At 62.5% G+C, this 22,773-nt stretch carries 17 protein-coding genes and 2 riboswitches; of the genes, 8 read left to right on the top strand and 9 right to left on the bottom strand.

Annotation, left to right across the window (positions count from 1 at the left end; genetic code table 11):
* Positions 1–14: 14 nt before the first annotated feature.
* Entirely contained in the window at positions 15–623 is a 609-nt protein-coding gene (locus O0882_RS13070; RefSeq protein WP_289948556.1) for a TetR/AcrR family transcriptional regulator, read from the bottom strand.
* 24 nt (positions 624–647) lie between these two features.
* Complete coding sequence (locus O0882_RS13065) at positions 648–1,865, bottom strand: Bcr/CflA family efflux MFS transporter (RefSeq protein WP_289948554.1); 1,218 nt, start codon at positions 1,863–1,865, stop codon at positions 648–650.
* A 147-nt stretch (positions 1,866–2,012) separates the two neighbouring features.
* Here O0882_RS13065 and O0882_RS13060 point away from each other — a divergent pair, with 147 nt between their 5' ends.
* Complete coding sequence (locus O0882_RS13060; RefSeq protein WP_289948553.1) at positions 2,013–2,171, top strand: hypothetical protein; 159 nt, start codon at positions 2,013–2,015, stop codon at positions 2,169–2,171.
* Positions 2,172–2,250: 79 nt separating this feature from the next.
* On the opposite strand, the gene gcvP is transcribed toward O0882_RS13060, so the two are convergent.
* From gcvP to gcvT, 3 genes are all read right to left on the bottom strand, one after another.
* On the bottom strand, positions 2,251–5,151 hold the full coding sequence (gene gcvP, locus O0882_RS13055; protein WP_289948551.1) for an aminomethyl-transferring glycine dehydrogenase: 2,901 nt from the start codon (positions 5,149–5,151) through the stop codon (positions 2,251–2,253).
* Positions 5,152–5,254: 103 nt separating this feature from the next.
* Positions 5,255–5,635, bottom strand: a complete 381-nt coding sequence (gene gcvH / locus O0882_RS13050; RefSeq protein WP_219890130.1) for a glycine cleavage system protein GcvH — start codon at positions 5,633–5,635, stop codon at positions 5,255–5,257.
* 69 nt (positions 5,636–5,704) lie between these two features.
* Positions 5,705–6,826, bottom strand: coding sequence for a glycine cleavage system aminomethyltransferase GcvT (gene gcvT, locus O0882_RS13045; RefSeq protein ID WP_289948547.1), 1,122 nt, complete (start codon positions 6,824–6,826; stop codon positions 5,705–5,707).
* Between the two features lie 80 nt (positions 6,827–6,906).
* A riboswitch (glycine riboswitch) is annotated at positions 6,907–7,013 on the bottom strand.
* A 27-nt stretch (positions 7,014–7,040) separates the two neighbouring features.
* Positions 7,041–7,127: riboswitch (glycine riboswitch) on the bottom strand.
* 169 nt (positions 7,128–7,296) lie between these two features.
* Between gcvT and O0882_RS13040 the strand changes: the two genes are divergently transcribed.
* The 7 genes from O0882_RS13040 to def all read left to right on the top strand — a co-directional run bounded on the left by O0882_RS13040 (position 7,297) and on the right by def (position 17,355).
* A complete protein-coding gene (locus O0882_RS13040; protein ID WP_289948546.1) occupies positions 7,297–7,881 on the top strand; it encodes an ATP-dependent Clp protease proteolytic subunit in 585 nt (194 codons plus the stop codon).
* A gap of 148 nt (positions 7,882–8,029) precedes the next feature.
* Positions 8,030–8,665 (top strand): phosphatase PAP2 family protein, encoded by a 636-nt coding sequence (locus O0882_RS13035; protein ID WP_289948544.1) that lies wholly within the window; start codon positions 8,030–8,032, stop codon positions 8,663–8,665.
* Positions 8,666–8,847: 182 nt separating this feature from the next.
* On the top strand, positions 8,848–12,375 hold the full coding sequence (gene smc / locus O0882_RS13030; RefSeq protein WP_289948542.1) for a chromosome segregation protein SMC: 3,528 nt from the start codon (positions 8,848–8,850) through the stop codon (positions 12,373–12,375).
* Entirely contained in the window at positions 12,372–13,538 is a 1,167-nt protein-coding gene (locus O0882_RS13025; RefSeq protein WP_289948540.1) for a cell division protein ZipA C-terminal FtsZ-binding domain-containing protein, read from the top strand. Before smc ends, O0882_RS13025 begins: the two co-directional genes overlap by 4 nt.
* A 14-nt stretch (positions 13,539–13,552) precedes the next feature.
* Positions 13,553–15,904 (top strand): NAD-dependent DNA ligase LigA, encoded by a 2,352-nt coding sequence (gene ligA / locus O0882_RS13020; protein ID WP_289948539.1) that lies wholly within the window; start codon positions 13,553–13,555, stop codon positions 15,902–15,904.
* Between the two features lie 24 nt (positions 15,905–15,928).
* A complete protein-coding gene (galU, locus tag O0882_RS13015; protein ID WP_289948537.1) occupies positions 15,929–16,822 on the top strand; it encodes a UTP--glucose-1-phosphate uridylyltransferase GalU in 894 nt (297 codons plus the stop codon).
* The gene (def, locus tag O0882_RS13010) at positions 16,819–17,355 is read left to right on the top strand and encodes a peptide deformylase (RefSeq protein ID WP_099759510.1); all 537 of its coding nucleotides are present in this window, start codon (positions 16,819–16,821) and stop codon (positions 17,353–17,355) included. The genes galU and def overlap by 4 nt, the downstream gene beginning before the upstream one ends.
* A 177-nt stretch (positions 17,356–17,532) precedes the next feature.
* Here the strand turns inward: def and O0882_RS13005 are convergent, their stop codons facing one another.
* From O0882_RS13005 to map, 4 genes are all read right to left on the bottom strand, one after another.
* Positions 17,533–18,297 carry a PilZ domain-containing protein gene (locus O0882_RS13005; RefSeq protein ID WP_141168849.1) on the bottom strand — a complete coding sequence of 255 codons (765 nt, stop codon included), beginning with the start codon at positions 18,295–18,297 and terminating at the stop codon, positions 17,533–17,535.
* 128 nt (positions 18,298–18,425) lie between these two features.
* The gene (locus O0882_RS13000; protein WP_289948530.1) at positions 18,426–19,175 is read right to left on the bottom strand and encodes a pseudouridine synthase; all 750 of its coding nucleotides are present in this window, start codon (positions 19,173–19,175) and stop codon (positions 18,426–18,428) included.
* Positions 19,176–19,216: 41 nt separating this feature from the next.
* Positions 19,217–21,784 carry a [protein-PII] uridylyltransferase gene (locus tag O0882_RS12995; protein ID WP_289948527.1) on the bottom strand — a complete coding sequence of 856 codons (2,568 nt, stop codon included), beginning with the start codon at positions 21,782–21,784 and terminating at the stop codon, positions 19,217–19,219.
* 41 nt (positions 21,785–21,825) lie between these two features.
* On the bottom strand, positions 21,826–22,638 hold the full coding sequence (gene map, locus O0882_RS12990) for a type I methionyl aminopeptidase (protein WP_289948526.1): 813 nt from the start codon (positions 22,636–22,638) through the stop codon (positions 21,826–21,828).
* Between the last annotated feature and the right edge of the window lie 135 nt (positions 22,639–22,773).

Raw genomic sequence — 22,773 nt, 5'->3', positions numbered from 1 at the left:
TTTTCCCGTGCAACTTATAGGATGGTTTGCGCCATCGCCAGCGAATCGGACAGAATCTGCCACAGCGCCGCATGGCGCTGCTGCAGGGCGGCGCCGCCCGCGTAGATCAGTTCCACGTGCAGGCTGTCGACGATGCCCAGGTAGGCTTGCGCGTACAGGGCGATGTGTGGTGGCGCCAGGGCGGGTGCCAGGCGGCCCAGGCTGGCCATGTAGTGCTGCTGCAACTGCGCCAGCAAGGCTTCGTAGCCCGTGCCGACTTCGATGCGCAGGGTGGCGGGCGGTAAATACGCCGTGCGCAGCAGGAAGCGCAAATGGGCCGAATCCCCGTAACGCTGGGCCATGCGGTCGCAGTACAGGGCGCCGGCCAGCTGGCCGCCGGGTGCCGCCAGTGCCGCTTCGTCGGCGAAGCAGGCATCCATGAAGGCTTGCTCTTCGGCCAGCGCGTCGGCAAACACGTCGAGAAACAGGGCGTCCTTGCCGGCGAAGTGCGAGTACAGCGATGCCTTGCGCATGCCCGCCTGCTCGGCGATGTCGCTGAGGGACGAGGCATCGTAGCCATGTTCGGAAAAGTGCACGACGGCGACGGCACAGATGTTATCGGCCGAGGCCGAGCGTTTCTTCATAGGAGGTAGTGGTTGGTTCAGGCGTCAGTGCGCGCCCGGGCTGGTGGCGTGTGCCGGATGGACGCGCGCAGTGGCCAGGGTCAGCCATGATACCAGCAGGCCGGCCACCGTCAAGAACAGCAGCCAGGGCAATGGCCCCCATTCGGACAGGCTGGCCGCCAGCGGCGTGGCCAGCGACGACAAGGTCATCTGGATGGCGCCCAGCAATGCCGCCGTGGAACCGAGCGCACGCTGTTGCGAACCCATGGCCATGGCCATCAGCGCCGCTTCCGCGATACCCAGGCCAAACAGGGCCACGAACATGCCGGGCACGACGGCGGCGATGCCGAAGCCCGCCCAGGCGCCCAGCAGGGCCAGCACGGCGCCGCCCAGCATGGCGGCGCTGCCTGCCACGCAGAGGCGCACTACACCATACTTTTCCACCAGGCGGCCGCTGGCCATGGCGCCCAGCAGCACGGCCACGCCCGTGGCGCCGAACACCAGGCCGAAGCTGCCGGCGGACAGACCGAAATCGCGCTGATACACCAGCGACGCCCCGCCGATATAGGCAAACAGGAAGAAGAAAGTGGCGGACAGGGCCAGCGCGGGCAGCAGGAAGGCACGGTCCAGCGCGATGCGCGCATACGTGCGGTGTAAGCCCTTCGGCGAAACGCGGTTCTTTTGCGGCAAGGTTTCCGGTAGGAACAGCGCGCTATTGAGCAGGGTCAAGACGCCCAGCGCGGCCAGGGCCAGCATCACGGCGCGCCAGCCGTAATGGGCATCGAGCAAGCCGCCCACGGCGGGCGCCAGCACGGGCGCCAGGCCCACGATGGTCATCAACAGGGCAAACAGCTGCGCCGCCTGCACGCCATTGGCCACGTCGCGCACCATGCTCATCACCACGACCAGGGTCAGCGCCGCGCCCAGGCCCTGCAGCAAGCGCGCCAGCAGCAGGGTGCTCAATTGCTCCGCCTGCGACGCCCACACGGCCGCCACGATGTACACGGCGATGCCGGCCAGTAACGGATAGCGTCGGCCCAGCATGTCCGTCAGCGGCCCGCACAGCAATTGTCCGCCACCCAGGGCCAGCAGGAAAACCGTCAGGCTCAGCTGCACGTTCGCATACGAGGTGTGCAGCTCGCGCGCCATGGCGGGCATCGAGGCCAGGTACATGTCGATGCCTGCCGGACCGAGCACGGCCACCAGGGCCAGGGAGGCCGCCAGCCCAAGACTGGCGGCGGGGAGAGTGGTTTGCTGCCGCATTGCGCTTCCTTCATGTCATCAAAAAAACGGGGCATGGACGCCGCCGTGTTTTTTATTGTACACTTACTGCCTACCGGTAGGTAGCTTGTTCAATAATTTGAAAAGGATGAGAGCAATGAAGAAAGAAACAATGATGGGAGAACTGGCATGACGGAAGTGGGAATTTCGCTCAGCGGCGTGGCCGTCGCGTTGCTGTTTGCCGCCTGGAGCTCGCACCGCACCCGCTGCGAGCGGCGCGATGTCGTGTTGCTGACGATACTGGGCACGGTGCTGGGCTTGCCAGGGGCCGTCTTGCTGGCTTTGTAACGCGGCGCATAAAAAAACGGCAGACCTTGCGGCCTGCCGTTCTGTTTTCCTGTTGCCCGGCTAGCCGGGCAAATCAGGTTTACTCTTCCTCGTACGAGCTGATCGGGGCGCAGCCGCAGAACAGGTTGCGGTCGCCATACACATTGTCGGCGCGGCCGACCGGTGGCCAGTATTTGCGCTGGCGCAGGGAAGCGACGGGGTAGGCCGCGATTTCACGGCTGTACTTGCGTTCCCAGTTGTCCGACATCAATACCTGCGCCGTGTGCGGCGCGTTTTTCAGCGGGTTGTCGTCGTGGTCGAATTCACCGCTGGCGACCTTGGCGATTTCTGCGCGGATGGCGATCATGGCGTCGATGAAGCGGTCGATTTCCACTTTCGATTCGCTTTCCGTCGGCTCGATCATCAAGGTGCCCGGCACGGGGAAGCTCATGGTCGGCGCATGGAAGCCGAAGTCCATCAAACGCTTGGCCACATCTTCGTTGCTGATGCCGGTGGCGTCCGTGATTGGGCGCAGATCCAGGATGCACTCGTGCGCGACCAGGCCGTCGTGGCCCGAGTACAGCACGGGATAGTGCGGCGCCAGGCGGCGCGCGATGTAGTTCGCCGCTAGGATTGCCGTCTCGGTCGCTGCCGTCAAGCCTTCCGCGCCCATCATGGCAATATACATCCACGAAATCGGCAAGATGCTGGCCGAGCCGAATGGTGCGGCGCTGACGGCACCGATGCCGGCAGCGTCACGCTGATAGCCGCTCGAACGCTGGTTTGGCAGGAATTTCGCCAGGTGGGCACCCACGCCGATCGGGCCCACGCCTGGTCCGCCACCGCCGTGCGGGATGCAGAAGGTTTTGTGCAGGTTCAGGTGCGAGACGTCGCCGCCGAACGAGCCGGGAGCGGCCACGCCGACCAGCGCGTTCATGTTGGCGCCGTCGATGTAGACCTGGCCGCCGTGCGAGTGGATGATCTCGCACAGTTCCTGGATGCCTTCTTCAAACACGCCGTGGGTGGACGGGTAGGTGACCATCACGCAAGCCAGGTTGGCGCTGTGCTTTTCCGCTTTCGCTTTCAGGTCGGCCAGGTCGACGTTGCCGTTGGCGTCGCAGCTGGTGACGACCACCTGCATGCCGACCATATTGGCCGATGCGGGGTTGGTGCCGTGCGCCGACGACGGGATCAGGCAGATGTTGCGGTGGCCTTCGCCGCGCGACTCGTGATACGCCTTGATCACCAGCAGACCCGCGTATTCACCCTGCGAGCCGGCGTTCGGCTGCAGCGAGACAGCGGCGTAGCCCGTCAGCGCGCACAGCATTTCTTCCAGCTGCGCGATCATTTCGCGGTAGCCCACCGTTTGCGCATCGGGCGCGAACGGGTGGATGTTCGAGAATTCCGGCCAGGTGACGGGAATCATTTCGCTCGTCGCGTTCAGCTTCATGGTGCACGAACCGAGCGGGATCATGGTGCGGTCCAGCGCCAGGTCCTTGTCGGCCAGGCTGCGCAGGTAGCGCAGCATTTCGTGTTCCGAGTGGTAGCTGTTGAAGACGGGGTGGGTCAGATACGCGCTTTCGCGCGCCAGATTCGCCGGCAGCGCGCTGGTCACAGCCGCTTCAACGGCGTCCAGGTCCGGGGCGGCAGGCGCGTTGGCCAGGCCGTGCGCGAAGACCTTCCACAGCAGCGCGATATCGTCGCGCGTGGTGGTTTCATCGAGCGACACGCCGACATGGGTGGCGTCGATCTTGCGCAGGTTGACGCCGTGGTGCATGGCCGTCGCGTGCAGTTGCGCCGCATCGGCGACGTTGACGGTCAATGTGTCGAAGTAGCTCGCGTTGACGACGCCGTAGCCGAGCGTCTTCAGGTTGGCGGCCAGCACGCCCGTAAAACGGTGCACGCGCTGGGCGATCTGCAGCAGGCCGGCGGGGCCGTGGTAGACGGCGTACATCGAGGCCATCACGGCCAGCAGCACTTGCGCCGTGCAGATGTTCGAGGTCGCTTTTTCGCGGCGGATGTGCTGTTCGCGCGTTTGCAGGGCCAGGCGATATGCCTTGTTGCCTTGCGCATCGACGGTCACGCCCACCAGGCGGCCCGACATATTGCGTTTGAATTCATCGCGCGTGGACAAATAGCCCGCGTGCGGGCCGCCGAAACCGAGCGGCACACCGAAGCGCTGGCTGTTGCCGACGACGACGTCGGCGCCCCATTCGCCAGGAGGCGTCAGCATGGTCAGGGCCAGCAGGTCGGCCGCGACGATGACCATGGCGCCATTCGCATGCAGTTTTTCCACGCCGGCGCGGTAGTCGCGCACGACACCGTTCACGCCTGGGTATTGCAGCAGCACGCCGAAGCAGGCGTCCAGCGACTCGATTTCAGCCGGGTCGAACGTGCGCACCTCGATGCCGATCGGCTGGGCGCGCGTCTGCACCACTTCCAGCGTTTGCGGCAGTACGTCATTGGCCACGTACAGCACGTTCGACTTCGACTTGCCCACGCGCTGGATCAGGGTCATCGCTTCGGCGGCGGCCGTGCCTTCGTCCAGCATCGAGGCGTTCGAGATGCCCATGCCGGTCAAATCCGTGATCACTTGCTGGAAGTTCAAAATCGCTTCCAGGCGGCCTTGCGAAATCTCCGGCTGGTAAGGTGTGTACGCCGTGTACCAGGCCGGGTTTTCAAAGATGTTGCGCAGCACGACGCCAGGCGTAAAGGTGTTGTAGTAGCCCTGGCCGATCAGGGATTTGAGCACCTGGTTCTTGCCGGCGATGGCTTTCAGGCGCGACAAGGCTTCCTGTTCCGGCATCGGCTGCGAATACGCGCCCAATGGCAGGGCGCCCTTGTTGCGGATGTTGGCCGGTACCAGGGCGTCGATTAGCGCGGCGCGCGATGGATAGCCGAGGGTTGCCAGCATGGCTTGTTGTTCGGTGGCGGAAGGGCCGATGTGGCGGGCGATGAAGGCATCGCGTGCTTCGAGTTGGGTCAGGCTGGTGCGGGTCATGATATAGAGGCCAAAAAAGACTGAAAAACCGGGAGGCGGCGCGCGGGCGCAACGCAGAAAAAATGCAAACGGGCCGCAATTGCGGCCCGTGAGTCAAACGCGATTACGCGCTGGTGGTGGCGCCATAGGCAGCGGCGTCGAGCAAGCCGTCCAGGGCCGACACGTCGGCTGGCTTGATCTTGAACAGCCAGTTGGCGTAGGCGTCGGCGTTGATCGACTCAGGCGAGTTGACCACGTCGTCGTTGACGGCCACGACTTCGCCGGCGATAGGCGCGTAGATGTCGCTCGCGGCTTTCACCGATTCCACCACGGCGGCGTCGTCGCCGGCGCCATAGGTATTGCCCACGGTTGGCAGTTCGACGAAGACGATGTCGCCCAGGGCGTCCTGCGCGTATTCGGTGATGCCGACGGTGACGGTGCCGTCGCCTTCAAGGCGTACCCATTCGTGGGATGCGGTGTACTTCAGGTCTGCAGGAATGTTCATGTGTGGCTCCAGATGGTAAGTGTTCGTTATTGATTATGTTTATTCGGTCTTGCGGGCGGCTCTAAACGCTTACGCAGCCAGGATTTTACCGTTACGCACGAAAGGCAGCTTGACGACGGAGGCGGCCAGTTGCTTGCCGCGGATTTCCACGTGCACGGTGTCGCCTACAGCGACGCCGTTGGGTACGCGCGCCAGGGCGATCGCTTCCTGCATGGTGGGGCTGAAGGTGCCGCTGGTGATTTCGCCCGTTTGCTCGTTGCCGCCGATGATGACTTTTTGATGGGCGCGCAGCACGCCGCCTTTTTCGCGCAGGATCAGGCCGACGAATTGCGCATTCTGGCCTTTGGCCAGCAGGGCGGCCTTGCCGATGAAGTCGCGCTCGCTGACCAGGTCGATGGTCCACGCCAGGCCCGCGTCGAGCGGGTTGACGGTTTCGTCCATGTCCTGGCCATACAAGTTCATGCCCGCTTCCAGGCGCAGGGTGTCGCGCGCGCCCAGGCCGGCCGGCTTGACGCCGGCGGCGATCAGGGCGTTCCACAGGGCTTCCACCTGGGTCGCCGATACGCCGATTTCAAAGCCGTCTTCGCCCGTGTAGCCGGTGCGCGCCAGCATGACTTCGCCGAAGGCGGTGTCCTTGACGATGACGACGTTGAACGGTTTGATGGCTTCCGACGCGGCTTGCGTTTCCGGCAGCACTTGCCATACCTTGGCGCGCGCGTTCGGGCCTTGCACGGCCACCAGGGCCATCGGCTCGTTGGCATTGCGGCGTTCGGTAATCGTCAGGCCGCTGTTGGTGGCGGTATTTTGCTGCTGCATCCAGGCCACGTCTTTTTCCGCCGTGCCCGCGTTGACGACGAGGCGGAACCAGTTTTCATTGAAGAAGTAGACGATCAGGTCATCGATGACGGTACCTTCGGCATTGAGCATGCACGAGTACAGCGCCTTGCCCGACACTTGCAGCTTGTCGACGTTATTGGCCAGCAAGCCGCGCAAGAAGGCGCGCACGTTCGGGCCTTCGATATCGACCACGCACATATGCGACACGTCGAACATGCCGGCGTCGTTGCGCACGGCGTTGTGTTCTTCGATTTGCGAGCCGTAGTTGACGGGCATGTCCCAGCCGCCGAAATCGACCATGCGGGCGCCGAGGGCACGGTGGGCGTTGTTGAGTGGGGTCGCTTTGAGCGTCATGGATTCCTCGGGACGAAGGTAAAGGGGGAAGTTAACAGAACACAGAATATCGAGAGCCAAAACGGCACTCCATCGTGATCACTGACCCCCCTGTCCTTTGTACCTGAGAGATTACGGGGGGCTTGCCCCGTGCGCCCCTTCGGTGGGCCGCCGGCAATAGCCGCGGCCGCTCTCCAGAGTTGAGCTAAAGATGTCGCCAAAGCAACATCTTCAGTCCGCCTGATCGGTCCTTTTGCCTGAGAGTTTTTGGGTAGTGCCCCTTCGGCGGCAACGCTGGGTTGCCCTCTCCCGATCAAGTGTGAGGAATATATGTCAGCAGGGGTATTCTGTCAATCTGTAAAGACGTTGCCAAATTGCCGCAAACCCACCGATTTGCGGGGCTGGGCAGGGGGCTGATCCGCTGCAAAAGGGCGCCCGGCCGCGCGGGAATGGACTATGATGAAGTCCTGGCTTTCTTGCGGGTGGCTGCCATGAACACGACACAGAGCGGGACACAACACGAGACACAAAACAACACCGAGCAGCACGGTTACTTTACCCTCTCGGGCGACGTCAACAGTGACATGGTGCGGCGCGTCTTCAACGCCGTGGCCGACATCACGGAAGACAAGCTCACCACCGCGCACATCCTGATCCAGTCGAACGGCGGCTATGTCAGCGATGGCATTTGTCTGTACAACTTCCTCAGCAAGTTGCCGTTCGACATCATTACCTACAACGCAGGCGCCGTGGCGTCCATCGCCGTCACCTTGTTTCTGTCGGGGCGGCATCGCCATGCCAGCGACACGGCCCGCTTCATGGTGCACAAGTCGCATGCGACCGCCTCGCCCGGTTCGCGCCCCGATGCGCTCAGCATCATCGTCGAGGGCTTGCGCGCCGACGACATGCGAACCGAGCGCATCCTGCGCGGCCAGGTCAACCTGACGGAAGAGCAGTGGCAGGTGCATGCGTATTCCGACCTGCACCTGACGGCCGACCAGGCGCTGGAAGTGGGCATGATCGAATCGATCCGCGACTTTGCGCCGCCCAGGGGCAAGCGTCTGACGAATATCTGACACGTGCCTGGTACTTGCCAAGTGGATAGTTTTCGCGCGGGAATATTGTAATGGAATGTAATTCTTTGCTGCGGCACAGCAAAAGCCGCGCGGAACAGGGCCGAGTCATGGCATAGTGCACGCTGATCATGAAATAAGCGCAGGCACGATGACTTGGTGGAATGGAATTTCTTTTGCGGCCGACATGTCCGTCATGGGGCCGGCTGGCGTGGCGATTGCCCTATGGCTGCTCGTCTCGCGCCAGTGGCGCCTGGTGCTCAGCTGGAGCCTGTGGTACGGCGGCGGCCTGGCCCTCGTGGTGCTGTCGAAGCTGGCCTTCATGAGCTGGGGCGTGGGCAGCAGCGCGCTCGATTTTACCGGTTTCAGCGGCCACGCCATGCGCGCCGGCGCCGTGTTTCCCGTGTTGATGTATGTGCTGCTGCAGCGGGCCGAGCCGCGCTGGCGCCATGCCGGTGTGCTCGTCGGCGTGGCGTTTGCCGTGCTGGTGGCCATTTCGCGTGTCGTCGTGCATGCGCACAGCGTGTCGGAAGCCGTCAGCGGCTGCGTGCTGGGCCTGGCGCTGGCGCTGGGCTTCATGTGGAATGCCCGCGGCGCCGTGAATTTTGCCGTCAGCCATGCGCTGGCGCTGGTCAGCCTGGTGCTGATGGTGGTGCTGAGCTTCAAGGCCGAGCCCATGCCGACCGAGCAGTGGCTGCAAAAACTGGCCATGGTGCTGTCCGGCCATGAGCGCGTTTTCTCCCGTGAAGACTGGAAACTGGCGCAAGATGGACGCCCAGCCCCTTGAGCTGGTGCCGGCCGGCACTTGATGTCGCTGTTTTTTGGCCAGAAAAGCATCAGGAAATGGTATGATGAACCACTTTTTTTGCGGTGTGCGGCCAGACTGCCGTCGCCATGGTGCATCTGAACTGAATATGAGCCGGGTTCGCCGATCTCAACCGCCAGCATAGGCCAGGAACTCTAAAACACGTGCGTCTCTCTTCCATCAAGTTGTCGGGATTTAAGTCTTTCGTCGATCCCACCAATTTCCAGGTGCCAGGCCAGCTCGTGGGCGTGGTTGGGCCGAATGGCTGCGGCAAGTCGAACATCATCGATGCCGTGCGCTGGGTGCTGGGCGAATCGAAAGCGTCGGAACTGCGCGGCGAATCGATGCAGGACGTCATCTTCAACGGTTCCACGCACCGCAAGCCCGCCGGGCGCGCTTCCGTGGAACTGGTGTTCGACAACAACGACGGAAAAGCCTCCGGCCAGTGGGGCCAGTACGCCGAGATCGCCGTCAAGCGCACCCTGACGCGCGATGGCACGTCCACCTATTACATCAATGGCCAGCCCGTGCGCCGGCGCGACATCCAGGATATCTTCCTTGGCACGGGCCTCGGTCCGCGTGCCTACGCCATCATCGGCCAGGGCATGATTTCGCGCATCATCGAATCGCGCCCCGAAGAATTGCGCGTCTTTCTGGAAGAAGCGGCCGGCGTGTCGAAATACAAGGAACGCCGCCGCGAGACGGAAAACCGCTTGCAAGACACGCGCGAAAACTTGCTGCGCGTGGAAGACATCTTGCGCGAACTCAATGCCAACCTGGAAAAGCTGGAAGCGCAGGCGGCCGTGGCCACGCGTTTCCACGCCTTGCAGGCGGACCAGGAAGAAAAGCAGAAACTGTTGTGGCTGCTGCGCAAGAACGAGGCGCAGAACGAGCAGACGCGCTATTTCCGCGAAGTGGAACAGGCGCAGACAGACCTGGAAGAACAGACGGCCAAGCTGCGCAATGTGGAATTGACCCTGGAACAGATGCGCCAGGCGCACTTTGCCGTGGGCGACCGCCTGCATACGGCGCAAGGCCATCTGTACCAGACGAATGCGGAAATCGGCAGCCTGGAAGCGCAGATCAAGTTCGTCATCGAATCGCGCGCCCGCCTGCAGGCGCAGCTGGCCACCCTGACGGCCCAGCGCGACCAGTGGAGCAGCCAGGGCGGCGAATACCAGGAACAGATCGAAGAGGCGGAATTCCACCTCGAAGAGCTGGCCGCGAAGGTGGAGCAATCGCAAATGATGGCGGAACAGAAGGGCGAGCAATTGCCCGAGCTGGACGCCGCCTGGCGCGCCGCGCAGAACAAGAGCACGGAATCGCGCGCGCGCATCATGCAGGCGCAGCAGCAGCTGGAACTGGAATCGGCGCACCAGCGCAACGCCTCCAACATCCTGGCCAGCCTGTTGACGCGCCGCGAGCGCCTGCAACAGGAAAAGAACAGCCTGAGTTTGCCCGACAGCAGCCACCTGGAAAACCTGAAACTGCAGCTGGAAGAAAAGCAGCAGACGCTGGAAGAGCAGGGTTTCTACCTGGAAGAAGCACTGGAGCAGCAACCCAAGCTGGAGCAGGAACGCGCTGAAGCTCAGGCGCAGGTGAATGCCGAAACGGCCGCGAACGCCCAGCTGGAAGCGCGTCTTTCCGCCTTGAAACAATTACAGGAACGGGTGCAAACCCAGGGCAAGGTCCAGCCGTGGCTGAAAAAGCACGAGCTCGACACCTTGCCGCGCCTGTGGCAAAAGCTGCAGATCGAGGCGGGCTGGGAAGCGGCCATGGAATCGATCTTGCGCGAGCGCACGTCAGCCCTGCAACTGTCGAACATCGACTGGGCCAAGGCATTCTTTGCCGACGCGCCGCCCGCCAAGCTGGCCCTGTATGCGCCGTCCACGGTGGCGCCGCTGCCGATGCCGGACGTGCCAGGCCTGAAGCCGTTCCTGAACTTGCTGAAACTCAATGATCCGGGCTTGCGCGGCTTGCTGCAGGACTGGCTGTACAACGCCTACGCCGTGGAAGACGCGGCCGAGGCGCTGGCCGAACGCGGTAAATTGCCGCCCGGCGGCTACTTCGTCACGCGGCTTGGTCACGTGGTCACGGCCACCAGCGTGCGCTTCTATGCGGCCGATTCGGAGCAGGAAGGCATGCTGGGGCGTCAGCAGGAAATCGAGAATATCGGCAAACAGTTGCGCGCCCAGCAATTGCTGGCCGAAGAGGCGCGCGCCCGTTCCGTGCGGGCCGACGCGGCCGTGGGAACCTTGACGCGCAACCTGTCGGACTTGCGCCTGCGCATACAGCAGCTCACTTCCTCCGTGCATACTCTGCAACTGGACGTGGTCAAATTGTCGGAAGTCGAAGCGCGATTCAACCAGCGCAGCACGCAGATCGGTGCGGATCTGGCCGAAATCGCCGCGCAGGAAGCGGAACAAATGCAGACCAAGCTGGAATCGGAAGAGAAATTCGAACAGCTGGACATGGAACTGGGCAACTTGCAGGAAGCGCACGAAGACGGCCACACGGACTTTTTGCAGAAGGAACAGCGCCTGGCCGAAGCGCGCGAAGCCTTGCGCGACCTGGAACGGGCTGCCAAGGATACGGAATACGCGGAAAAAGCCCACCGCGCGAAGATCGAGGAATTGCGCCGCAACATCGCCACGGCCAGTACGCAGGCGCAGCAAGTGACGGCCAGCCTGCAGGCGGGCGAACTCGAACTGGCGAATCTGGAAAGCGGCGCGGCGGCCGACGGCTTGCAGGACTTGCTCGAGCGCCGCACCACGCAAGAGCGGGCGCTGGCGGACGCGCGCCATGAACTGGACCAGATCACGCAGCAGCTGCGCCTGTCCGAAGATGCGCGCACGCAATCGGAACGCAGCTTGCAGCCGCAGCGCGACAAGATCATGGAAATGCAGCTCAAGGAACAGGCCGCGCGCTTGAACCAGGAGCAATTCGCCCAGCAATTGCTGGAATCCGGTGCCGATGAAGCGGCCTTGACGGAAAAGTTGCATCCGGACATGCGTCCGTCCTACCTGCAGGGCGAAGTCACGCGCCTGACGAACGCCATCACGTCCCTGGGCGCCGTCAACCTGGCCGCGCTGGACGAGCTGGCGCAGGCGTCCGAGCGCAAGAATTTCCTCGACGCCCAGAATGCCGACCTGACGGAAGCGATCAATACGCTGCAAGACGCGATCCACAAGATCGACAAGGAAACGCGCGACTTGCTGCAAGACACGTTCGACAAGGTCAACCACCACTTTTCCGAGCTGTTCCCCATCCTGTTTGGTGGGGGGCAGGCCAGGCTGACCATGACGGGCGACGAGATTCTCGATTCCGGTGTACAAGTCATGGCGCAGCCTCCCGGCAAGAAAAATGCCACCATCCACCTGTTATCGGGTGGAGAGAAGGCGCTGACCGCGACCGCATTGGTGTTTTCCATGTTCCGCCTGAATCCGGCGCCGTTCTGCCTGCTCGACGAAGTCGATGCGCCGCTGGACGATTCGAACACGGAACGCTTCTGCCGCATGGTCAAGCGCATGTCCGACCAGACCCAATTCCTTTTCATTTCGCATAACAAGATTGCGATGGAAATGGCCCATCAATTGATCGGTGTGACGATGCAGGAGCAAGGCGTATCGCGCATCGTGGCGGTGGACATGGAGTCCGCCGCAAATTTTGCTACCGAGGCACAAGCAGCATGACAGACTTACAAATTACCTTGTTCGGCGCCGGCGGCGTCTTTATCGTCGGTGTTTTTTCGTACAACAAATGGCAGGAATACAAGGCCAAGAAAAGCGTGGAAAGGGCCTTTTCCACCGACCACGACGACGTGCTGATGCGCGAGGGCGACGCCCCCGTGGCGGACGTGCAGGAACCCGTCCTGCGCCAGGAACCGCGCCTTGACGCCGCGCCCGCCGCCAAGGCCGAACCGTCGTTCGGCGCGCCGCCAGCCGCGCCCGTGTCCGATGCCCCCGTGCATGTAGAGCCGTCGCTGGGGGATGCACCTGCCGAGCCAGTCCCTGCACCAGCCGCCGAGCCCGTGCAAGAAGTCAGCGCCGCCAGCGAACAGGCGACCAGCCTGGTCGACCCGCTGATCGACTGCCTGCTGCCTTTGTCGCTGGAAGCGCCCGTGCGCGGCGACAAGATCCTGCCCGTGCTGCAAACCCTGCGCCTGGTGGGTAACAAGCCCGTGCATTTCATCGGCTTGCACGTGAATGGCGACTGGGAACCGATCACGCATGGCGGTGTCTATACCAAGATGCAGGGCGGCGTGCAGCTGGCCAGCCGCAGCACGGCCCTGAATGAACTGGAATACTCGGAGTTGGTCACGCGCTTGCGTGGCGTGGCCGACGAGATCGGCGCCGAGCCGGAAGTGCCCGACATGATGGAAGTGATGGCAGAAGCGCGCAATCTGCACCGCTTTGTCGCCGGCCACGATGCCCAGCTGGGCGTCAACCTGCACACGAACGGCGCGCCGTGGGCCATTTCCACCTTGCTGTTTGCGCTGGAAAAGCAGGGCTTCGACGTGCGTCCGGACGGCCGCTTCGTCATGCCGGACGGCGACGGCAGCTATCTGTTCTCGCTGTCGACGAATGTCACCCTGGCCGAGGAAACCACTTCCCGCTTGACACTGTTGCTGGACGTGCCCTGCGTGGCGCCCGCGCGCGACGGTTTCGGCGCCATGGTCGCTTGCGCCAAGGCACTGGTGGGCCGCCTCGACGCCACCATCGTCGACGATTACAACCAGGCCCTGTCAGACGCGGCGCTGGCCGAGATCGCGGGCCAGGTGCAAGAGTTTTACCAGGAAATGGACGCGGCCGACATTCCGGCCGGTTCCACCCGCGCCCTGCGTTTATTTAGCTGAAGAATCCCGCAATAATGACTGATCCGACCAACCAGGACGCCGCCCAACGCGTCCTGGATCTTACTGCCGAACTGAACCGGCATCTGCACGCCTACCACGTGCTCGACAATCCCACCATTCCCGACGCCGAGTACGACAAGCTGTTTGTCGAACTGCAGGCGCTGGAAGCGGCCCATCCCGAACTCCGGGCACCGGATTCGCCCACCTTGCGCGTGGGCGCGGCACCGTTGCCGCAATTCGAGCAAGTCACGCACACGGTGCCGATGTTGTCGCTGAATAATGGTTTCTCCGATGACGATATCGTCAACTTCGACCGCCGCGTGCGTGAAGGCCTGGACCTTGACGGTGCAGATGTCGACTATGCTGCCGAAGTGAAATTCGACGGCCTGGCCATCAACCTGCGCTATGAAAACGGCCTGTTCGTGCAGGCGGCCACGCGCGGCGATGGCGCCACGGGCGAAGACGTGACGGCGAATATCCGCACCATTTCCGGCATCCCGCTGCGCCTGCATGGCGACAAGATTCCCGCCGTGCTGGACGTGCGCGGCGAAGTCATGATGTTCAAGGCCGATTTTGCCCGCCTGAACGAACGCCAGCGCGAAGCGGGGCAGAAGGAATTCGCCAACCCGCGCAATGCGGCCGCTGGCAGCCTGCGCCAGCTCGATTCGCGCATCACGGCGCAGCGCAAGCTGCGTTTTTATGCGTATGGCATCGGTGCGCTGGAAGGCGCCACCATGCCCGTGTCGCATTCGGCCCTGCTGGACTGGTATGAAACCCTGGGCATCCCCGTGTCGAAGGAGCGCCGTGTGGTGCCGGGCGCGCAGGGCTTGCTGGCCTACTACGCCGATATCGGCGCGCGCCGCCCCGCCTTGCCGTATGAAATCGACGGCGTCGTCTACAAGGTGAACGCGACGCAAGACCAGCAGGAGCTGGGCTTTGTCTCGCGCGCGCCGCGTTTTGCCTTGGCGCACAAGTTCCCCGCCGAAGAAGCCTTGACCGTAGTGCTGGGCATCGATATCCAGGTGGGCCGCACGGGCGCCATGACGCCCGTGGCGCGCCTGGCGCCCGTGTCAGTCGGCGGCGTGACGGTGACGAATGCCACCTTGCACAATGAAGACGAGGTGTTGCGCAAGGATGTGCGCGTGGGCGATACCGTCGTCGTGCGCCGCGCCGGCGACGTGATCCCGGAAGTGCTGTCCGTGGTGCTGGAGAAGCGCCCGGAACCGGCGCCGCTGCCGTTCAAGATGCTGGAGCGCTGTCCTGTCTGCGATTCCCACGTGGTGCGCGAAGAGGGCGAGGCGATTGCCCGCTGCTCGGGTGGCCTGTTCTGCTCGGCCCAGCGCAAGGAAGCGTTCCGCCACTTTGCCGGGCGGCGCATGATGGATATCGAAGGCCTGGGGGAACGTTATATCGATACCCTGGTCGAACTGGAATACGTGCATGGGCTGGCCGACCTGTACAGCCTGACCCTGGATAAATTGCTGGAAATGAAAGTGCGCGCCGACGAGCGCGACGGTTCGACGCCTGAAACAGTGCAACAGGGCAAGATTCCCACCAAATGGGCGGAAAACCTGCTGGCCGGCATAGAAGCAAGCAAGCGTCCGCCGCTCGAACGTTTCCTGTTTGCGCTGGGTATTCGCCACGTGGGCGAATCGACGGCCAAGACCCTGGCGGAGTGGCTGGGCAGCCTGGCGTATGTGCGGCAGGCGCCCGCGGCCTTGCTGCGCGTCCTGCCCGATATCGGCGGCACCGTGGCCGAATCCATCGCCGACTTTTTTGCCGAAGAAAAGAACCAGCAGGCGCTGCAGGCATTGCTGGACGCTGGCATCACGCCGCAAGGCGAACACGCACCCAGCGCCAAGCTGCGTACGCAGCTGGAACAAACGACGTTGCTGGCGGCCATCGGCATCCCCAAGCTGACGGAACCGCGCAGCAAGCAGCTGGTGGAGCGGGGCGTGACCCTGGCCAGCCTGGCGGCGCAAGGCGCCAGCTTCCACGCGGGCTTGCCCGCCGCCGTGGCCGAAGCGCTGGCGCAATGGCTGGCCGATGAGAGCAATGTCAAGCTGCTCGGTCAACTGGACGCCCTGCGCAATGAATTACTGTCACAATTGCCTGAAATGTCAGCCGCTGGCGGCAAGATGGACGGCAAGACTTTCGTCCTGACGGGCACCTTGCCCAATATGAGCCGCGACGAGGCCGCGGAGCTGATCGAGGCGGCCGGTGGCAAGGTCAGCGGTTCTGTGTCGAAGAAGACAGGCTATGTCGTGGCCGGCTCGGACGCTGGCAGCAAGCTGGCCAAGGCGCAGGAACTGGGCGTGGCCATCCTCGACGAGGCTGGTTTGCTGGCCTTGCTCGCGCAAGACTAATCATTAAAATATTACAGAAGACCCATGAAAAAAATCAGAAAAGCAGTTTTCCCCGTCGCTGGCCTGGGCAGCCGTTTCTTGCCTGCGACCAAGGCGCAACCGAAGGAAATGTTACCGATCGTCGACAAGCCATTGATCCAGTACGCAGTGGAAGAAGCGGTGGCGGCGGGCATCACGGAAATGATCTTCATCACGGGCCGCAACAAACGCGCCATCGAAGACCATTTCGATACGGCCTATGAGCTCGAGTCGGAGCTGGAAGCGGCCGGCAAGCGCCTGTTGCTCGACATGGTGCAAAACGTCATTCCCAAGCATATCAATTGTATTTACATACGCCAGTCGGCACCGCTTGGCCTGGGGCATGCCGTGCTGTGCGCCCGTCCCGTGATCGGCGACGAGCCGTTTGCCGTCTTGCTGGCCGACGATTTCATGGACGTGGAAGAGGGCGTGCGCCCCGTGCTGGCGCAGATGACCGATGTCTTCCAGTATGAAAATTGCTCGCTGCTGGCGGTGCAGGATGTGCCGCGCGCGGAAACCAGGCAGTACGGTATCGTGTCGGCAAAGAATTATCAGCCCGACCTGGAACTGGTTTCGGCCATCGTGGAAAAGCCTGCGCCCGAAGAGGCGCCGTCGACCCTGGCCGTGGTGGGCCGTTATGTGCTGACCAGCCGCATCTTCGGTCACCTGGAAAACCTCGGAACGGGTGCCGGCGGCGAAATCCAGTTGACGGACGGTATTGCCGCCCTGATGCGCGAAGAGCGCGTGCTGGCTTACCGCTATCAGGGGCAACGCTATGATTGCGGCTCCAAGCTCGGTTATCTGAAGGCAACGACGGCGATGGGCATGAAACATCCGGAAACGGGCGCCGCCTTCCGCACTTACCTGCAACAACTGCAATCGACACTGGAAGCAAAATGACGGTACGCGAGATTCTGAAGATGGGCGATCCGCGCCTGCTGCGCATGGCCGAGCCCGTGCGCGAATTCGATACGCCCGAATTGCATGCGCTGATCGCCGACATGTTCGACACCATGCATGCGGCCAATGGCGCGGGCCTGGCGGCGCCGCAGATCGGCGTCAACCTGCAGTTGGTGATCTACGGCTTCAAGCAGAATCTGCGCTATCCCGATGCGCCGCAAGTGCCGGAAACCGTGCTGATCAACCCTGTGCTGACGCCGTTGACGGAGCGCAAGGAAGAAGGCTTTGAGGGCTGCCTGTCCGTGCCTGGTTTGCGCGGCAGCGTGCCGCGCTGGAGCGAGCTGCACTATGAAGGCGTGGACCAGTTCGGCCAGCCCATCAGCCGCGATTGCGACGGCTTCCACGCCCGCGTGGTGCAGCATGAAGTGGACCACTTGCATGGCATTTTGTATCCGATGCGTATCGTTGATTTTACGCAGTTTGGCTATACGGAGGTCATGTTCCCCGACCTGGATCCGAACGACGACGATTGATCGGCGCCTGAGAAAACGTCCATGGCGGCGTTGCATTGCCTCGCCGTACTATTCGTACTGTCTTCGGCAATGCGCCTTGCCCTGAACGTTTTTCAGGCGCCTCGTGACTTTGGCTGTTAAACAAAAAATGGCCGCGCAGCATCAGCTGGGCGGCCATTTTTTATGCCTGAAGCAAACCTAGCGCACCTTGCGGCTGCTGCCCAGGTGATCCAGCAGCGCCTTCAATTCATCCTGCATCGCATCCGTGAGGTTCAGGAAGCGGCAGCCGATCTGCACTTGCTCGCCCAGCAGGAAGGAGCGGAAGGTGCGCGAGAGGCGGATTTCCAGGTCGGCGATCATGACCTTGTCCGGCCCCAGTTCCAGCCGTACGCGCGACAGCTTGCGGCCCACATACAGGCCGACCGTATCGCGCGGGTGGGCACGCATGCCGATGCCGCCGGCCGAGAAATCATACAGCTGCAATTCATACGGCCGGCCTTCCAGCACAAAGGCGGCCAGGTAGTACACGCCCAGCGGCGTTTCCAGACGCGCCGACTCGCGCCGTTCCAGCACCAGGCAATGGCTGGGGAAGTTCGTCAGGTAGACGTTCGGCCGCTCGGGATACGCCTCCCATTCGCCATTGATGGTAAATTGCAGCTTGGCGTTTTGCACCCACGATACAAACGTGGCGCCGCCTTCGGGCAGGGTGGTCCCCTCATTGAGTTCCAGCACGAATTGCGGCAAGTCATCGTCGACGGACAAGATGCGCGCCATGATGACGTCTTCGCCGCCTGTCGGGTAGATGGAAATGGCGTCGCCGTTATCAGCCAGGCTGCACAGGGTTTCACCGATATCCCACGGATCGCTCATATGGTGCGGCTTGGTGCCTGGCTCCATCGGCTCGGCCACATCGGCCAGGCTGGGCGCGCCTTTGCGCAGGGGATTAGGAATGGGATCGTTCACGACAGCGTATCTCTTTTGTTCTAATGGGGAATAGTGTATAGGTTCAAGGCAATATTTGCTAACTAAATCACAATAATTGCCTTTATTTCACTATTCTTGTTGCCTGCTGGATATAGATCCCGGCACGCTTAAAATTGTTCGTCCGCGCTCAGGTAGCGCCATTGGCCCGTCGGCAAGTCGCCCAGCTTGACCTTGCCGATGCGCACGCGTTTCAATCCCAGTACTTTCAGGCCCACGGCTTCGCACATGCGGCGGATCTGGCGTTTCTTGCCTTCGCGCAGGGTAAAGCTCAGTTGGTCTTCATTTTGCCAGCGCACCTTGGCCGGCAGCAGCGGCTTGCCGTCGAGCCACAGGCCGTGGTTGAGCTTTTTCAGCTCGCTGTCGGGCAGGGTATCGCCCTTGGTGTAGCTCACGCGCACCAGGTATTCCTTGTCGATATCGGTATCGTGGCCGATCAGCTGCTTGGCCACGCGCCCATCCTGCGTCAAGACCAGCAAGCCGACGGAATCGATGTCCAGGCGGCCAGCCGCTACCAGGCTGCGCAGCTGGGTCGGATGGAACTGTTCCGGGCTGCGGTCTTCCGCCCAGCGGTTCTCGGCCTTGATCAGGGCCACGGCCGGCGTGTAGCCATCTTCGGCCTGGCCGCTGACGTAACCCATCGGTTTATTGATCAGCACGGTCACGCGCTTGGACTGTTCGGCCGCCGCCTGGCGTTCCACGGTGATTTTCTGGCTGGGATAGACCTTGCTGCCCAGCTCGGATACCACCTTGCCGTCGACGCGAACCCAGCCGCGCGCGATCCATTCATCGGCTTCGCGGCGGGAGGACAGGCCCAGTTCGGACATGCGTTTGGACAAGCGTAACAATTCTTCGGTCATGTTGTTTCAGTTTCAGTAAGGGTAGGCGCTGCGCGCAAGGTTTACACCTTCAGCGCATCGAGTAAATCGGTTTCCAGCAATATCTGGTTGCGGGCATTGTTGAGCGCGGGGCCGTCGACGAGGAAGACGTCTTCGACCCGCTCGCCCAGGGTCATGATCTTGGCCGTGTGCAGGTTGATGCGGTACTTGGTCAGCACATTGGCGATCGCATACAGCAGGCCCGTGCGGTCATTGGTGGCCACCGACAGCAGGTAGTACTGGCCCCTTTCATCTGGCCGCAAGTCCACCGTCGGCTGGAAGGGGAAGGTGCGCGACAGGCGCGACAGCCGTCCCTTGCCCGGCGGCGGCAGTGGCGTCTGCGACTGCAGCAGTTCACCCAGCTCATGCTCGATCAGGCTGATGATGTCGCGGTAGCTCTTGGCGAAGTTCTGCTCCGTGACGAGGAAGGTGTCGAGCGCGTAGCCATTCCTGGTCGTGTGGATCTTCGCGTCGAGGATGCTGAAATTCTTGCGGTCGAAATAGCTGCAGATGCGCGCGAACAGGTCGGGCTGGTCGGGAATGTAGACTGCTACCTGCAAGCCTTCGCCGATGGGCGCCAGCCGGCATTTTACCACCGGCAACTTGCTGTCGAGCTTGTCATACAGCGAGCGCGTCTGCCAGGCGATGTCGGAGGCGTCGTGGCGCAGGAAATACGCCACATCGAGCTGCTGCCACAGTTTCAAATGCGCGTCCGGCGGCAAGCCGTACAGGCGCAGGGTGGCCAGCGCTTCTTGCTGGCGGTTCTTCAGTTCGCGGTCGGCCGTATGTGGCTCGCCGCCCAGCACGCGCAGGGTGATCTTGTACAGGTCTTCCAGCAGCTTGCCCTTCCACGCGTTCCACACTTTCGGGCTGGTGCCGCGGATGTCGGCCACCGTCAGCAGGTACAGGCCCGTCAGGTGGCGCTCGTCCTTGACCACTTTCGCGAACGCGGCGATGACGTCGGGGTCGGACAGGTCCTGCTTTTGCGCCACTTGCGACATGGTCAGGTGATTTTCCACCAAGAAAGCGATGAGTTCCGTATCCTCTGCCGACATGCCGTGGTCCTGGCAGAACTGGGTGGCATCGGCCACGCCCAGCTTGGAATGGTCGCCGCCGCGTCCCTTGGCGATGTCGTGGAACAGGGCCGCCACGTACAGCAGCCACGACTGCGAGAAATCGGCCATCAGCTGGCTGCAGAACGGGTATTCGTGCGCATGTTCGCTCATGGTGAAGCGACGCATGTTGCGCACCACCATCAAAATGTGCTGGTCGACCGTGTACACGTGAAACAGGTCGTGCTGCATCTGACCCACGATCCGGCGGAAATTCGGCAGGTAGCGTCCCAGGATGCTCATCTCGTTCATGCGCCGCAGCGCATGGATGATGCCGACCGGGGCGCGCATGATGCGCAGGAACAGGGCGCGATTGACGGGGTCCTGGCGGAAGGCGGCGTCGATCTTGAAGCGCGCATGCCACAGGGCCCGCGTGGCGCGCGAGGTCATGCCTTTCAGCGCCGGGCGCTCCGTCATCAGGACAAAGATTTCCAGCATGGCCGACGGATATTGTTCGAACGTATCGTCGGCGCTGATGTCGATCAGGCTGTTGACTTCATTGAAGCGCTCGTTGATGGGCACGGCCACATCGTCTTGCGGAAACAGCCGTGCCTCGATGTTTTGCAGCAGAATCGTGTTGAGCTGGGTCACCGTTTTGGCGGCCCAGTAATAGCGCTGCATCAGGTATTCGCTGGCGCGGCGCATGTGCGGCCCGCTGCCCGTGGCTTGCAAGCCCAGCGATTCGGCGATCGCCGTCTGCACGTCGAACACCAGGCGGTCTTCGCGCCGCCCCGCATGCAGGTGCAGGCGCACGCGGATATCCTTGAAGGCGCGTTCCTTTTCCATCAGCTGGCGCGCTTCCGTCAGGGTGATCAGGCCGCCCGTGGCCAGGGTGCGCCAGGAGTTGGCCAGGCCAGCCGCCTTGGCCACCCACAAAATCACCTGCAAGTCGCGCAAGCCGCCCGGGCTTTCCTTGCAATTCGGTTCCAGGCTGAAGGCCGTGTCTTCGTATTTGGCATGCCGCTGGCGCATTTCCGCCGTTTTCGCCTGGAAAAACGCCTGCGGGTCCATGGCCGCTTCGTAGCGCTGCTGCAGTTGCGCGAACAGGTCCGCGTTGCCGCACACGAGGCGCGCTTCGAGCAAGCTGGTTTGCACGGTGATGTCGGCCTTTGATTCGACCATGCATTCATCGACCGTGCGGATGCTGTGGCCGATTTCCAGGCCCAGGTCCCACAGCAGTTGGACCAGTTCCTCGAGCTTTTCCTGCGTCGCCGCATCGGGCGCCTGCTGCAGCAGGATCAGCAGATCGACGTCGGAATACGGAAACAGTTCCCCGCGGCCGTAGCCGCCCACGCCCACCAGGGCCGTGCCGGGCGGCAAACCCGCTTCCTGCCAGGCGCGCGCCAGCACGCCATCGACGCTGTGGCGCAGGCTGCGCAGCAGTTTTTCAGGCTTGCCGTCGGCCTGGAAGGCCGCAATGACGACCTGGCGGTCGGCTTTCAGTTGCTGTTTCAGCTGTTCCCGAATCTGCTTTTTCATCTGGGCCCTGGAGTGGCGTTGCGTTTGGCTGGCTGGCGGGATCAGGCTTTGTTGGTGATGAAGCCCGGCGGCGGCGGCATGCCGGGCGAGACGGTCAGCACTTCATAGCCCGTTTCCGTCACCAGCACCGTGTGTTCCCATTGCGCCGACAGGCTGCGGTCCTTGGTTTTGATGGTCCAGCCATCGTTCATTTCGCGGATTTCGCGGCGGCCCGAGTTGATCATCGGTTCCACGGTGAAGATCATGCCCGCTTCCAGGCGTTCCAGGGTGCCCGGCTTGCCGTAGTGCAGCACTTGCGGCTCTTCATGGAAGACCTTGCCGATGCCGTGGCCGCAGAATTCGCGTACCACGCTGTAGCCGGCTTTTTCCGCATGTTGCTGGATGGCGTGGCCAATATCGCCCAGGTGGGCGCCCGGCTTGATCTGGTCGATTCCCAGCCACATGCATTCATAGGTGATTTCCGACAGGCGCTTGGCCAGAATGGTGGGCGTGCCAACCAAGAACATGCGGCTGTTGTCGCCGTGGTAGCCATCCTTGATGACGGTGATGTCGAGGTTGACGGTATCGCCGCTCTTCAAGACCTTGTCGCCGGGAATGCCATGGCAGATGACGTCGTTGACGGAGGTGCAGATGGCCTTCGGGTAAGGCGTGTAGCCTGGCGGGCAGTAGTTCAGCGGGGCAGGGATGGTGCCTTGCACGTTGACCATGTATTCGTGGCACAGGCGGTCCAGTTCGCCGGTCGTGACGCCGACCTTGACGAAGGGAGTGATGTAATCGAGTACTTCGGCGCCGAGCTTGCCGGCAACGCGCATGCCTTCGATGTCGGCGGCGCTATTAATACGGATGGTGGCCATGGTGTAATTCGCAATCTGCAAGATGTTCGGGTGAAAAGCACAGACGAATCTCAGCGTACGAGAAAAAGTCTGCAAATATGTCGAAATTATAAACGAGGCGCCCCGCATCCGCCGCCTCCATCCTATGGCGGGCAG

The sequence above is a fragment of the Janthinobacterium sp. SUN073 genome, assembly GCF_030397665.1.
Lineage (GTDB): Bacteria > Pseudomonadota > Gammaproteobacteria > Burkholderiales > Burkholderiaceae_D > Janthinobacterium.
This window is presented reverse-complemented; position numbering and strand designations above follow the sequence as displayed.